The sequence below is a fragment of the Lysobacter alkalisoli genome (assembly GCF_006547045.1).
GTDB lineage: Bacteria > Pseudomonadota > Gammaproteobacteria > Xanthomonadales > Xanthomonadaceae > Marilutibacter > Marilutibacter alkalisoli.
The window spans coordinates 3,450,546-3,464,122 of sequence record NZ_CP041242.1 but is presented as its reverse complement, the minus strand read 5'-3'; the positions used below and the strand labels follow the sequence as shown (position 1 = coordinate 3,464,122).

General features: G+C 68.9%; 8 protein-coding genes and 1 pseudogene. 6 read left to right on the top strand and 3 right to left on the bottom strand.

All coding sequences use genetic code 11. The annotated features are described in order from the left end of the window. The first annotated feature begins 17 nt into the window (after positions 1–17). From FKV23_RS15300 to FKV23_RS15285, 4 genes are all read left to right on the top strand, one after another. Complete coding sequence (locus FKV23_RS15300) at positions 18–1,607, top strand: 7TM diverse intracellular signaling domain-containing protein (protein ID WP_167285303.1); 1,590 nt, start codon at positions 18–20, stop codon at positions 1,605–1,607. Continuing rightward, complete coding sequence (locus FKV23_RS17715; protein ID WP_141624633.1) at positions 1,526–1,846, top strand: sensor histidine kinase; 321 nt, start codon at positions 1,526–1,528, stop codon at positions 1,844–1,846. The genes FKV23_RS15300 and FKV23_RS17715 overlap by 82 nt, the downstream gene beginning before the upstream one ends. 127 nt (positions 1,847–1,973) lie before the next feature. Then, complete coding sequence (locus FKV23_RS15290; protein ID WP_141624632.1) at positions 1,974–5,108, top strand: hypothetical protein; 3,135 nt, start codon at positions 1,974–1,976, stop codon at positions 5,106–5,108. A gap of 178 nt (positions 5,109–5,286) precedes the next feature. Continuing rightward, positions 5,287–7,101: a YadA-like family protein gene (locus tag FKV23_RS15285; RefSeq protein WP_141624631.1), complete on the top strand. Its 1,815-nt coding sequence runs from the start codon at positions 5,287–5,289 to the stop codon at positions 7,099–7,101. 103 nt (positions 7,102–7,204) lie between these two features. On the opposite strand, the gene FKV23_RS15280 is transcribed toward FKV23_RS15285, so the two are convergent. Further along, positions 7,205–9,472 carry a primosomal protein N' gene (locus FKV23_RS15280; protein WP_141624630.1) on the bottom strand — a complete coding sequence of 756 codons (2,268 nt, stop codon included), beginning with the start codon at positions 9,470–9,472 and terminating at the stop codon, positions 7,205–7,207. Between the two features lie 576 nt (positions 9,473–10,048). Here FKV23_RS15280 and FKV23_RS15275 point away from each other — a divergent pair. Further along, complete coding sequence (locus FKV23_RS15275) at positions 10,049–11,059, top strand: hypothetical protein (RefSeq protein WP_141624629.1); 1,011 nt, start codon at positions 10,049–10,051, stop codon at positions 11,057–11,059. Beyond that, positions 11,049–11,774: a DUF3106 domain-containing protein gene (locus FKV23_RS15270; RefSeq protein WP_167285297.1), complete on the top strand. Its 726-nt coding sequence runs from the start codon at positions 11,049–11,051 to the stop codon at positions 11,772–11,774. Before FKV23_RS15275 ends, FKV23_RS15270 begins: the two co-directional genes overlap by 11 nt. A gap of 71 nt (positions 11,775–11,845) precedes the next feature. On the opposite strand, the gene FKV23_RS15265 is transcribed toward FKV23_RS15270, so the two are convergent. Then, positions 11,846–12,193, bottom strand: a complete 348-nt coding sequence (locus FKV23_RS15265) for a DUF4286 family protein (RefSeq protein ID WP_141624627.1) — start codon at positions 12,191–12,193, stop codon at positions 11,846–11,848. A 967-nt stretch (positions 12,194–13,160) separates the two neighbouring features. Further along, a pseudogene (locus FKV23_RS17865) lies at positions 13,161–13,479 on the bottom strand (DUF3667 domain-containing protein); the annotation flags it as partial. Positions 13,480–13,577: the final 98 nt, after the last annotated feature.

Genomic DNA, 13,577 nt, shown 5'->3' with positions numbered 1-13,577 from the left:
GCTCCAGCGCCAGGCGTGTGCGCGTCTGTCTGCGCTGGCTGCTGGTCGCACTTGCCACCATCGCGTTCGCCGCGCCCGCGAGTGCCGCGGACGAGCCCGGCGTGGCCGTGCTGGAGCATGGCGAGGCCGCACGCTCGGGCTGGGATGCCGAGGTGCCGCCGGCCGCGGGCTGGGTGCCGGTGACCCTGCTGGACCTGTGGCACGAACGCTGGCCCGGGCACGACGGCGTGGTCTGGTATCGGCTGCGGTGGCACCAGGACGACCCGCGCCGGCCGACCGCGCTGCTGGCGGACTACATGAGCATGAGCGGCGCGATCTACGTCAACGGCGAGGCGGTCGCGCGCGATCCCAGCCTGGTCGAGCCGCTGTCGCGCACCTGGCACGCGCCGCACTACGCGCTGCTGCCGGCGTCGCTGTTGCGCGCCGGCGAGAACACCGTGTGGCTGCGCGTGTCCGGCCTGAGCGCCTACCAGCCCGGCGCCGGGCTGGTGCGGGTGGGCGATCCGCAGGCATTGCAGCAGCGCTACCGCAGCGAGCGCTTCCAACGCTACGACATCAAGCTGATCAACCTGGCGATGTCGGCGGTGCTGGGCGGGGTGTTCCTGCTGATGTGGCTGCTGCGGCGCAAGGACAGCGTGTACGGGTGGTTCGCGCTGACCGAACTGGCCGGGGCGCTGTACGGCTACAACCATATCGCCACCACCGTCTGGCCGCTGCCCGGCACCGATGCCTGGCAGGCGTTCAATGCCGCGTTCTACGTCGTCGCCGGTGCCTGTTACGCGCTGTTCCTGCTGCGCTACTGCGGGCGTCGCCATCCGCGCCTGGAGCGCGTGCTGGCGGTGCTGTCGGCGCTGGCCCTGCTGTCGGCGACCCTGGCGCCGGCGTGGATGGGGCACCATCGGAACCTGTGGTTCGCCGCCGGCGGGCTGTGCTACTACGTCGCGATCGGCTGGTTCATGGCCCAGGCCTGGCGCAGCCGCCGTCCCGACGCGCTGGTGCTGGCCGCCTGCCTGCTGCTGCCGGTGCTGGTGTCGTTCCGCGACTTCGCCCTGTTCTTCGGCTGGATCGAAGGCACCACCTACTGGCTCAGCCTGACCTCGGTGCTGACCCTGATCGGCATCGGCTTCGTACTGTCATACCGCTTCGTGACCGCGATGCGGCGGGTGGAAGGCTTCAATCTGGAACTCAAGCGCGAGGTGGAAGCGGCCACCACGGAGCTTGCCACGACGCTGTCGCGCCAGCACGCACTGGAGCTCGCGCACAGCCGTGCAGGCGAACGCCTGCAGCTGGTGCGCGACCTGCATGACGGCTTCGGCGGCACCCTGGTCGCCACCATCGCGCAACTGGAGGCGGCGCCGGCCGGCACGCCCAGGGCGCAGGTGGTCGCCACGCTCAAGGAGCTGCGCGACGACCTGCGCCTGGTGATCGACAGTACCGCGCGCGAGCACGCCGACCTGCCGGCGCAACTGGCGCCGTTGCGGCACCGCCTGGGCCGGTTGCTGGAGACGGCCGACATCGACAGCCGCTGGCGACTGGAGGGGCTGGAGGGGCCGAGCTGGACAGCGCGCGCAGCCTGGACCTGCTGCGGCTGCTGCAGGAAGCGCTGACCAATGTCTACAAGCACAGCCGCGCGCGGCGGGTGGAGGTGACGCTGCGCCGGGTCGGCACGCAGTTGCGGCTGGCAATCGAGGACGACGGCCAAGGGATCGGTGCGGCCGCGCAGGCCGACGGCGGCGCCGGCCTGGCCAGCATGCGCCTGCGTGCGCGGCGCCTGGGCGGAGTGCTGGACATAGAATCCGGCGAGACGGGCACGGCCCTGCGCCTGGAATTCTCCTTGTCGGCCTGAGTGCCGCGCCACGCTACCCGGTTTCGGGGATGTTGCGACCATCGTCCCCGACGCATCGTGGCCCGGCGATCACGCCTTCCTTCTGCGTGCGTTTGATCGTATACCCCCGCCGAGAAAGGATCCTGCAATGCCGGACAACAAGGAACCGCAGGCATCGAACGCGACCCCTGGTCCGCCAAGCGATGTCGAGGAACTCAACGCATTCCTGGCCTCGCGCCTGATCGGTGCGTTTGCCAGCCTGCTGCGTTCGCATGAGGTGTACTCGCTGGACGTGTTCGCCAGACTGCTCAGGGATACCAATCTGCGGAAATCGTTGCGGCAGTCCTTCATCGACCAGAAGGCACCGCCCCGGCCCAGTCCGACCAAGGACAAGGACACCGAGGAAACCGGGACCCACCAACAGGAAAAGGCGGAAGCGCGCGCCAATGCCAAGGGGCGGGAAGCGAGTGAACTGATGGCCGGGCACAGGGCCGCGCTGGCGGCTTTCGATACCTTGAGGGGGAAGGACATCGACGAGGATGTCAAGGCGTTCCGCGAGGCGCGCAAGCCGGCTTCAACACCTCCGACAGACCAACGCTACGAGGCAACGAAGGAGCTCAAGGATTATCTGACGAAGGAGGGCTTTCCGGAAGGAAGCATGCCCCTGTTCGAGGAACACGGGGTCTATTCGATCCCGGCCCTGCAGGATCTGTGTGGCGATCCCACGTGGCGAGACCGTCTGGAAGCCGACTTGCGCCAGGGCAAAGTCATCGACGGGCGCCGCCTTCCCGGCTCCGACAGCGCCGCGAACCTGCTCAAGAATCTGTCGGCCAATGAGGTGGCGACGCGCTCGAAGCCATCCATCCAGGCCGACACGATCATGTCCAAGGAGGCGCAGGCGCGCCGCAAGCAGCTCGAGGAGGCGATCGCCAAGGTCGACGAGCTCCGCCAGGCTTGCGTCGACGACGCAGGCGCCAACCTGGGCTCGATGAAGAAACGCGCCGAGACCGAGCTGGCCGCGATGCTGGAGCGGGCGGGCGTGGGCGCAGTGCTGTCCCGGCTGGACAAGGGCGCCTATGCCAGCCTGGGCTCGTTGAATGCCGCGCTGGCCGACATCGGCAAGAACCTGGGCGACGCGATCGGCAAGGAGCTGCTGGCCGCACAGCGCAACGAGTCGCCGCTGGAGAACGACAAGCTGGTCGAGTTCAACGGCCTGCGCCGTGGCGTGGTGCTTACCGTGGCCGGTGTGCGCGATGCCTGTGGCGCGGAGCTCGTGGACGTGGCCGCGAGCGTCAGCTACAGCAACGAGGGCTATCGCGAAAGCATCGCCCAGTACGACAGCGAATCCTCGTACCAGTATGCGGAGAAGACGGTCGAGCGCTCGTCCTCGGCGTTCTCGACCTCCGAGCGCGTCAGCGGCGGCGGCATCGGCCAGTCCGGATTGTTCGCACTCAGTGCGGCCGGATCCTATGCCCGTGCCAGGTACGAACAGAAGGAATCCACCGCAGGCGGGCGCCGCAGCCAGGCCAGCAAGCTCGCAGTGCGCAAGATCGAGATGGTCAGCGCGCGCGTGCGTTTGCCGAAAACGGGTGTGCGTTTGAGTCGTGAGGCCGCTGAGGCCGCGATGCGGATTGCCACGGAAGCAGATGAGTCGCGGTCGGCGCAGCGTGCACGCGATTTCATCGACGAGTTCGGCAGTCACCTGTTCTGCGAGATCGGGCTGGGCGGCTGCTACAAGAGCGTGGTCCGGGCCGAAGCCTTGGCCGAGGACAGCATCGGCGTGCTGTCCCGGGCCGTCAGTCTGGCAGCGGGCTGGAAGGCCTCCGGCGCGGCGACCTGCGTTGGGCTCAACTTCCTGGCCAGCGCCGCCACCGCCAACGAGGGCGACAAGGCGCAGGCCGAAGGCTTCAGCAAGGATGAGCGCAACCAGCTCAAGTCGGTGCGCGTCGACATCAGCTCGCACGCGGTGGGCGGTCTGCCGGGTTTGTCGGCCGACCTGTGGAAATACAGCCTGGGCAAGAACCAGAACTGGCGGGTGATCGACCGCCATCAGCCGGTGGCGCTGTGGACACTGCTGCGCGACGCCATCATCGACAGCCTGACCGACGAGCAGAGGGAGCTGCTTTGTCGTCGGCTGGAGCGCAGCTGGGTGCGCGACTACTTCCTGCCCGACCTGCTGACGCTGGATGCGGACCTGAAGGACAACGAGGCGCTGATGAAGGCGGAGTCCGTGGCCGGGCTCGTGGAGGCGGTCACCGGATTGATGCGCCCGCCGTCTTTGCGCCTGTGCTGCTTCCGCAAGACCTTCCCTGCCAGCAGGACCCTGCGCGTCGCGCTGGATCTGCCCGAGCACTACAAGATCCTGTCCGGTGGCGCGTCCACGCTGAAGACGGACAAGGGCAATTTCCTGATCTCGAGCTATCCGAGCTACGATCCGGCGCTCAGGTGCTGGGCGTGGCATGCCGAGATGCGCGACATCAGGTATGCCTCCAACGATGAGCATGAGATCGCCGTGATCGCCGTCTACGATCCGGACGACGAATGGGATGTGCGGCTGTTCGCCAGCCAGAGCCAAGGCCTGGAAACCCGCCATAGTGAGCTGGTGGTTGCCGAGTCCGGGTATCTGATCACCGGCGGCGGTGGGCGCATCGATCGATTCGGCTGGGCCGCGTTGACCCAGTGCGGCTTCGAGCCCGGCGACGCCGCCGCACCGAAACCGGGCTTTCGTGTCGCCTCGCGTAGTTGCCTGAAGGACAGCCACCACCAGTTGACCGCGATCGCCGTCGGCCTGAGGCCCCGCAATGGGACCCGTCTGGTACCCGTCTATCCTGGCGAGACGGGGGAGAAGGTCGCCCACCCAGACGTCAGGTTGACGCGCAAGAACCGCGGCGAAGTGTTCCTTGGCGGCGGCGTGAGCACACAACCCGAGGGCGATAACTTCCTGCTCGGCTCATGCCCGATCGTCGACGACTCCAACGAGGTAGTGGGATGGAAGGCCAGCAGCAAGGATCATGAGCGCACCTCCAAGGTCGGCATGACGGTGACCATGGTGGGCGTGGCCAACGTTGCGTTCGAGTACCACGTGCCACATCACAAGGACAAGGCGCAACTGCGCGAGGACTCAGGCCAGTTCTGCATGGAATGCGGCCATGTTGGACCATGGACGCAGATCGATACGTGGCCGCATGACTTCAAGGTCGCCTTCGACTCGGTCCAGAAACGGTACCTTTTCCAGTGTGCGAACAAGGAGTGCGGGGCGATCATGAGTGCCGGAGGGGCATAGCCCGATCGCGGCCATCGCGGCAGTGCCGGAGAAGTCCACGGCGGGCGGGGCCGTGGCTGGCACTACCTGATTTCGGGGATGTGCAGGTCGATGGCGAGCGCGACACTGGTCACATTCCGCTTGGGGGGCGGAACGGCATCCCGAGGCCTCCCGGCACCTGCCCAGAGCGAGGACCTCCATGTCGAACCCATCTGCCCGGGCGCTGCGCCCGCTTGCGCTCGCCGTTGCCCTGCTGGCGGCCGCCGCGTCCCTGCCGGCGACGGCCGGCGCCACCTGCGAACTGCTCGACGCCGCGGGCAACCCGATCGGCGATGGCGGTGCCGATGCCGGCAACGACACTGGTGAGCAGTCCGACTCCATGGCGTGCGGGCGCGACGCGGCGGCCACCGGGCCCACGGCCACCGCACTCGGCGACGCCAGCCAGGCGCTCGGTTCGCGCAGCATCGCGCTGGGCTCGAGTTCGGTAGCCAACGCAGCCGATACGGTTTCGCTGGGTCACGGCGCGGACGATCTCGACGTCCTCGGCAATCCGTTCGGCAGCGACCTCGACCGCCGCCTGACCCACCTGGCCGACGGCGTCGATGCGACCGACGCGGTGAATGTGCGGCAGTTGAACGCCGCGATGGCCGATGCCGGTTCGCCCTATGTGGCCGTCAATGGCGCGGCCAGCGACATCGGCAGCGCCGATGCGCAGGCGGCGCGGCTGGGCTCGATCGCGATCGGCAGCAATGCGATGGCGAACACCGCCGGGAACAATTACGGCATCGCCATCGGTGCGGCGAGCCAGGCGCAGGGCTACAGTTCCGTCGCGATCGGGCCAATGGCGACCACCGGCACCTCCGCGTTCGGGTCGGTCGCGCTCGGCCTGTACGCGGTCGCCAACGAAGCCGGCGTGGTGTCGTTCGGACATGCCGCGGGGGACTCGGCATTCCTGCCGGGCAGCGGCAACACCATCACCTTCAATACCGAACAGACGCGCAGGCTGATCCACGTCGGCGCCGGCACGGCAGACACCGACGCGGTCAACCTGTCGCAGCTGCATCCGCTGGCAAATGCGCTGGGCGGGGGTGCGAGCTACACCGGCGGCGTGTTCGCTGCGCCTGTCTACAGCATCCAGGGCGCGAACTACTCCGATGTCGGATCCGCGTTCGCAGCGGTGGACGTGCGTCTGAGCCAGCTGCAGACGAGCATCGACGGCATCGCGGCCATGCCCGGCCCGCAGGGGCCACAAGGGCCGGCAGGACCGCAGGGACCGGCGGGGCCGCAGGGGCCGCAGGGGCCGACAGGACCACAAGGGCCGACGGGGCCGCAGGGACCAGCAGGGCCGCAGGGGCCGACAGGACCACAAGGGCCGACGGGGCCACAGGGACCGGCGGGGCCGGGCAGCGAGTTGGCGGTCGAATACGACGGCAGCGATTCGGGATCGATCACCCTGGGAGGCACGGATGGCACGGTGATTTCCAACGTCGCCGATGGCACGGCGGCCGGCGATGCCGTGAACAAGCGCCAGATGGATGCCGGTGATGCGGCGACGCTGGTGTCGGCCGGTGACTACACCGACGCGCGCGAAACCGCGGTGCGTGGCGACATGGCCGCCGCCGATGCCGCCACCCTGCAGGCGGCACAGATCCACGCACGATCGGCCGCGGACGGGGCGTTGCAATCGGCCGATGCGTACACCGACTCCCAGGTGGCGGTGCTCAACGATCGTTTCGACATGTTGGCCAGGGGGGTGGATCAGCGCCTGCGTGGCTACGACCGGCGCCTGGACCGGATCGGCGCGATGGGTGGCGCGATGGCGGCCGCCGCGCTCAACACCGCCGGCCTGTCGGGAAGCAATCGCCTGGGCGTCGGCGTGGGTTCGCAGGGCGGCGAGAACGCGTTGGCGATGGGCTACCAGCGCGTGTTCGGCGAGCGGATGAGTTTCTCGCTGTCGGCAGGGTTTTCCGGCGAGGAGCGCAGCGTCGCGGCCGGCGCCGGCTTCAGCTGGTAGCTGGCGCGGCGGGGCCGCGCTACCGCCGGGGCAGTGCGGACCCCGTCCCGCCATCGCCTCTCGCACCGGCGATACCTCGCCGTCTTCCGAGTCCCGAATCTCCTCAGTAGAGATCGACCGGGTCGACGTCGAGCGACCAGCGCACCTTGCGTGCCTCGGGCAGGGCGTGGATCGTGGGCAGGGCGGCGTCGAGGGCGGCATGCAGGCTGCGGCGATCGGGCGCTGAAAGCAGCAACTGCATGCGCTGGTAGCCGGCGCGGCGCGGCATCGGGGCGGGGAGTGGGCCGTGCAGTTCGAGGGCATCCGTTCGGGTGTCGGCGAGCGTGTCGCGGGCAGCGCGCAGGAACGCCTCCACCGCATCGACCCGCCTGGCCTCGGCGCGCAGCATCGCCATGTGCGCGAACGGCGGGAAGCGGGCGGCCTCGCGCTGCGGCAATTCGGTGTCGGCAAAGGCCTGGTAGCCGCCCGAGAGCAGGGTCGCCAGCAACGGGTGCTCGGGGTGATGGGTCTGCAGCAGCACTTCGCCCGGGCGGTCGGCGCGGCCGGCGCGGCCGGCGACCTGGATCAGCAACTGGGCGAGCTTCTCCGGCGCGCGGAAATCGGCGGAGAACAGACCCTCGTCGATGCCGACCACGGCGACCAGGGTCAGCCCGGCGAGGTCGTGGCCCTTGGCCAGCATCTGGGTGCCGACCAGGATGCCGGGCTCACTGCCGAACTCGGCCAGCAGTTTCTCCATCGCATCGCGGCGCTGGGTGCTGCCGCGGTCGATGCGCAGCACCCGGGTATCGGGGAAGCGGACCTTCAGCGCGTCCTCGATCCGTTCGGTGCCGGCGCCCTGCGGCTGCAGGGCGAGGCTGCCGCAGTCCGGGCAGGCATCGGGCACGCGCTGGCGGGCGCCGCAGTGGTGGCACTGCAGGCGGCGGCCACCGCCGTGCACGGTCATCGGGGTGGGGTGTTCGGGAGTGCCGCAGCGCGGGCAGTGCGCGCTCCAGCCGCAGTCGTGGCACAGCAACACCGGCGCGTAGCCGCGGCGGTTCTTGAACACCAGCACCTGGCCGCCGCTGGCGAGGGCGCGTTCGATTGCAGCGAGCATCTCCGGCGACAGGCCGGCCTCGAGCGGGCGTTTGCGCACATCGATCACGCGGACCTGCGGGGGCTTTGCGTTGCCGGCGCGCTGGCGCAGGCGCAGGTGGGCGTAGCGGCCGGTGTGCGCGTTCTGCAGCGACTCCAGCGATGGGGTCGCACTGCCGAGCAGCACCGGCACCCCGAGCGCCTTGCCGCGCACCAGGGCGAAGTCGCGGGCGTGGTAGCGGATGCCGTCGAGCTGTTTGAAGCTGCCGTCGTGTTCCTCGTCGATCACGATCAGGCCCGGCTCGGGCAGCGGCAGGAATACCGCCGAGCGGGTGCCGACCACCACCCGCGCCTCGCCGCGCACCGCTGCCGCCCACACCCGCGCGCGCTCGCCATCGGACAGGCCCGAGTGCAGCGCGTGCACCTGGACGCCCAGACGGGCGCGGAAGCGGGCCAGGGTCTGCGGGGTCAGGCCGATCTCCGGCACCAGCACCAGCGCCTGCTTGCCGCGCGCGAGGCAGTCGGCGATCGCGTGCAGGTAGACCTCGGTCTTGCCGCTGCCGGTAACGCCGTCGAGCAGAAACGGGGCGAAGCCGTCGCGGGCGGCCAGCACCGCGTCGACTGCGGCCTGTTGCTCGGGATTGAGGGAAAAAATGGGGTCAGAGTCATTTTTCCTTTCGGGAAGAAATGACTCTGACCCCATTTTTTCCTTTTTGATCGCGACGCGTTCGGCCAGGCCGCGCTTGGCCAGGCTGCGGGCGGCGGCACGCCAGCCTCCGAGCGTGGCATCGAGCGCATCTTCATCCACTGCACCCGCAGCCAGGCGTTCGGCCAACTGCTTCGGCTTGCCGGCGCGCAGGCCGGGCAATGCGGTCGCGCCGGCTTCGCTGAGGCGCCAGGCCCAGGCATGGGTGTCGGGCAGCGGCTCGCCGTGGCGCAGCGGCCCGGGCAGGGCGGTCGCCAGCACCTCGCCGAGCGGGGCGTGGGTGTAGCGGGCCAGCCAGCGCAGCGAGGCGAGCAGTTCGCCATGCAGCAAAGGCTCGGCGTCCAGCCGTGCGGCGACCGTTTTCAGTTCCGCATCGGAGTCGGGCTGATCGGTGGCGACCACCACCCCGATTTTTTCGCCGCTGCGCCCGAAAGGCACCCGGACCCGGCAGCCGACCGGATCGGCGTCGGCATCGCCAGGCGGTGGCAGGTAGTCGAACAACCGCGGCAGCGGCACCGGCAGCGCGACCCGCCAGGTGGCCGTGGCGGGGGTGTCGATGGCGTTGGAGCTGGCCGGTGGGTCGGTAGCGGGCATCGCGGCAGTCTAGGCGATCGCGTTGCGCTCGGCCTTGGCCGGCCGCGACCCTTCCGGCTGTGTTTCAGTTGTGGGGCATTGCTCCCTTCCACGTGACGAAGATCACGCAAGTTGCCGAAGCAGAAGAGAAAATTTCCTTATCCACATCGACTGTGGATAACTCTGTGCATGCCGTGTCGGCAGATCGGCGTAACCCCGGTGCAACAAGCCTTCCCGTTGCCTTGGCTAAAAAATAGCCAATGGTATTTTTCCTTTTATTGTCAACTGGTTATGCGTGAAACATTGCCGCCGTCGAGCATGCCCACGGGGTCTTCCCCAAGCCGGTGACACTTTCTTTACTGCTGTGCACAACCGCATCCGACGTGAAAGCCGCGTCATTTCTGGCGGAGCACGTAATCAGGATCTGTCAAGCCGCGATTCAGCTGTGAACATCAGTTGCGGATGCTTGCGCGATGAAGACTCGATGGAGCAGGACAATGGCTGAACCCCGGCTGGAGCCGGGGGCGCGGGGGGCGGGTCCGGAGCCGCACTGGCATGGCTATCATGCGGCATGAAGTCCACACCCGGATGAGCCCCGTGTCCGCTCGCGACGCGCGCAACCTCCCTCCTGCCCCGGCTGCCCTGGCCGCGTTCATGCGTGGGGTGGAGCGGCGCGCGGCGATCTTTGCCGAGCTGCAGGCCGGCGATGCCGATGCCGGCGATGCGGCGGTCGAGTCGGCCCTGTACCTGTTCCGGGACGAGGCCGGCCGCCTGCCGATGAATGAATGGCCGCCGTGCTTCTGGGCGTTGCTGATGGCGCAGCCGGCCTTGCAGCGGCATGCCGGAGTCGCAATCCCGCTGGAGGCCACCGATCGTCTGGCCGAGCTCGGCCACGGTCCGCGCGCGGCGCTGCTGCTGCAGCTGGCGGCCGGACTGGATGAAGCCGGGGCCGCGCGCGCGATGGGCGTGGCACCGGCCGGCTACAGCCTGGCGATCGAGCAGGCGCTGACCGCTGCGGCCGGCGGGCTACCGGCACTGCAGGCCTGGCGGCAGTTGCGCGAACAGGTGCAACGGCGCATCCGAAGCCTGCCGGTGCCGCGGCTTTCACGACTGGCCCGGGTCCGCGAGGCCGCCCTGCGCGGCGATGTGCCCGTCGCGCTGGAAGGCACCGAGGAGCTGCGCCCCAGGCCGCGAGGGCTCCGGCGTCGCGGCCTGCTGGCTCTGCTATGGCTGTTGCTGGCTGGATGCGTGCTGGCCTTCGCAGCGACGTTCTGGTGGCCGTTCCCGGGCTTCAATCCATTCATCAATCCATTCGACTGGGGGTCTTCCTCCAGCGTCCGCGCGTCGCGCGATACCGGCCAGGTCATGATCGAACCATTGCCGACGATCGGGCCGCCCGCACAGCGCTACGACCCGGTCACCGCCCTGATCACCCACCCGGATTTCGAGCGGCTGGCCGACCCCGGGCTGGCCGCGGTCGCCGACGAGCTGGCGCTGTACAGCTGGCTGGTGGCTGACGGTGCCGGGACGCCGGACCCGATGCTGCCGGTGCTCGAAGATGCCGGCGACGGCGAAGAAGCCGAGATGGAGACTGGTGATGCGCCGTAGCCTGGCCCTGCCCGGACTGGTGCTGGCCGCCGGTGTCGCGGCCATGGTGCCGCCGTTGCCCGGGGCGGTCGATGGGCAATCGGTCGATGGGGGGCTTGCCGAGGCCCGGCCGGCGGAGGACGCGATCGTCACGCCGGTGTCGCTGGATGGCCTGCCCGAGGCCGTCAGCCGCCTGCTGCAGCAGTTGCCCGATGAGAATGCGCGCCGCCTGCGTCGGCACGCGACGCTGTGGCAGGGATGGACGCCGGCCATGCGCGCCGCCTTCGCCGAGCGTGCCAGCGAGTGGGACGCACTTCCCGCGGCACAGCGTGCCGCCCGCCGCGAGACCTGGCAGGCACTGCAGGCCCTGCCGCAAGCGCAGCGCGAGCAGGTCGTTGGCATGGCACGCGAGTTTGCGCACAAACCGCAGGTTGAGCAGGACGCACTGCGGCAGCGCTTTGCCGGGCTGGAGCCCGGTGCGCGGCGTGGCTGGCTGCTTGGCCCGGTGTTGGGCGCCGACTACCCCACCCTGCACCCGTTGCTGGCGCAGTTGCCGGCCGGGCAGCACGCTCCGCTGATGGCGGTGCTGCAATCAATGACCGCGGCACAGCGCGTCCAGCTCGGCGTGCTGGTCCAGCGTACGCCACCACAGGACCGCGACGCCCTGCGTCTGGAGCTGATCGCGACCCCGCCCGAGCGGCGCCAGCATTGGCTGTGGGAGCAGTTGGACCGGTAGGAGCGAGTGGAGAGGGGAGAGGAGGGAGTGGAGAGGGAAAGGCGAACCTGCCGATGACCTCATCTCCCGACTCACTCCTCTTCACACTCCACTTGCCTCACGCGTACCAATACCCGACGGGTGGCGGTGAAATGGTCGCCGAACCGTGCCAGCCCGTCGGCCCGCAAGCGCGGTGCATGGTGTTCCAGATAGGCCTCGAATGCGGACGCATCGCGCAATCGGTACTGCACGCACAGCGAAACCCGACCATCGCGCGCCGGCGGGTCGATCACCTCGAAGATCCGCGCACCGGTGAAGCCCGGCAGGGCGCAGATCTCGGCCACGTGCGCATCCAGCCAGACGCGGTAATCGGCGATCACCGTCGCGTCGACGTCGAGGTTCACCTCGTACACGATCATGTTGTGTGCGGCATCGTTCATGTCGGTTTCGCCAGGGTAACCACGAACATCACTGCCGCGGCGGTCGCCAGCATCATGAAGTAGATGTAGCCGACCACCAGGTACTTGAGGATCGTCATCGGCCAGCCCTGGCCGTAGGCGCGCTTCTGCATCAACAGCAGGTAGAGCGGCGCCCACAGGCCGATGCCGGTCGCGGCGAGGGTGGTGGACAGCGACAGCCACGGCATTGAGGCCTTCACCGCGCCGCCAAGGCCGGTCAGCAGGAAGATCGCCGCCAGCGCCAGCAGCAGGAAGCAGTGGCTGTAGAGCGCGATCACCATGTGCTCCAGATACAGCCGACGCTTGAACAGGTAGGCGAACTTGAGCAGCAGCGCGAACACCGGCACCAGCACGAACAGCGCCGACGGCAGCGCCTTCATGAAGGTCTGTGCGTAAAGACCGGGTCGATCGTTCATGCGCTGCACGTTGTCGTTGGCGTAGCCCAGGCGTCTGGTCAGCCAGTCATTGGCGAAGTCCGGCAACCAGCCGATCTGGACACGGTTCTTTTGCGGATTCCAGGCTTCGGAGTCGGTGCTGAACAGCGGTCCCTCCCATTCCGGCTCGCTGGCCCCGGTCTCGCCGCTCGCAGTCGGGTCGTCGCCCGGGGTGGGATCAACGGTGGCAACTTCATCGCCCGGTGCGGCATCGGCGTCCGGGCCATCGGCTTCGGGCCTGCCATCGCCAGCGTTCCGGCCGGCGCGCATGGCGGCGCGGCGCAACTGCACGATCCGGTTGTCGGCTTCGCCGCGGATGCGCACTTCCTCGCGGATCATCACCGCGTCCAGCCCGGGGATGGGGGCGTTGTCGGCGATCTCGCGACGCGCTTCCGTCACCTCGGCCAGCAGGCGGTCGCGCGCCTCGCGGACCTCCGCCTCGCTCTGCGCACGGGTGATCGGGCCGAGATCGGTGCTGGTACTCGCGGCACCGCTGGATTCGATATCCACGGTCATCTGGCCGATGAAGAAAGTCAGCAGGCTCAGGATCACGAACATCCGCAACGGTGCGATGTAGCGCACGCGATGGCCGGCCAGGTACTGCAGCGCCACCTTGCCCGGCACCAGCAGGTCGCGCAGGGTGCGGAACACGCGGCCGTCCAGGTGCCAGAACGATTCGAACACCTCTTCGACCGCATGGCCGACGTGGCGCACCGGACTGTGCATGGATTGGCCGCAGATGTGGCAATAGTGGCCCTGCAATACGGTGCCGCAGTTCTCGCAGGGCGTCGGCGCGGATGTGGATGGAGCGTGGCCGATGGCTTGATCGCTCATGGCGGTTACGCGCTCCCCGCGCGCCGGTTCAGGAAATCGCGGCTAAGATAGCCGCCAGCCGTGACCCGGCGCCAGCGCGCGACACCCGATCGCTGCCG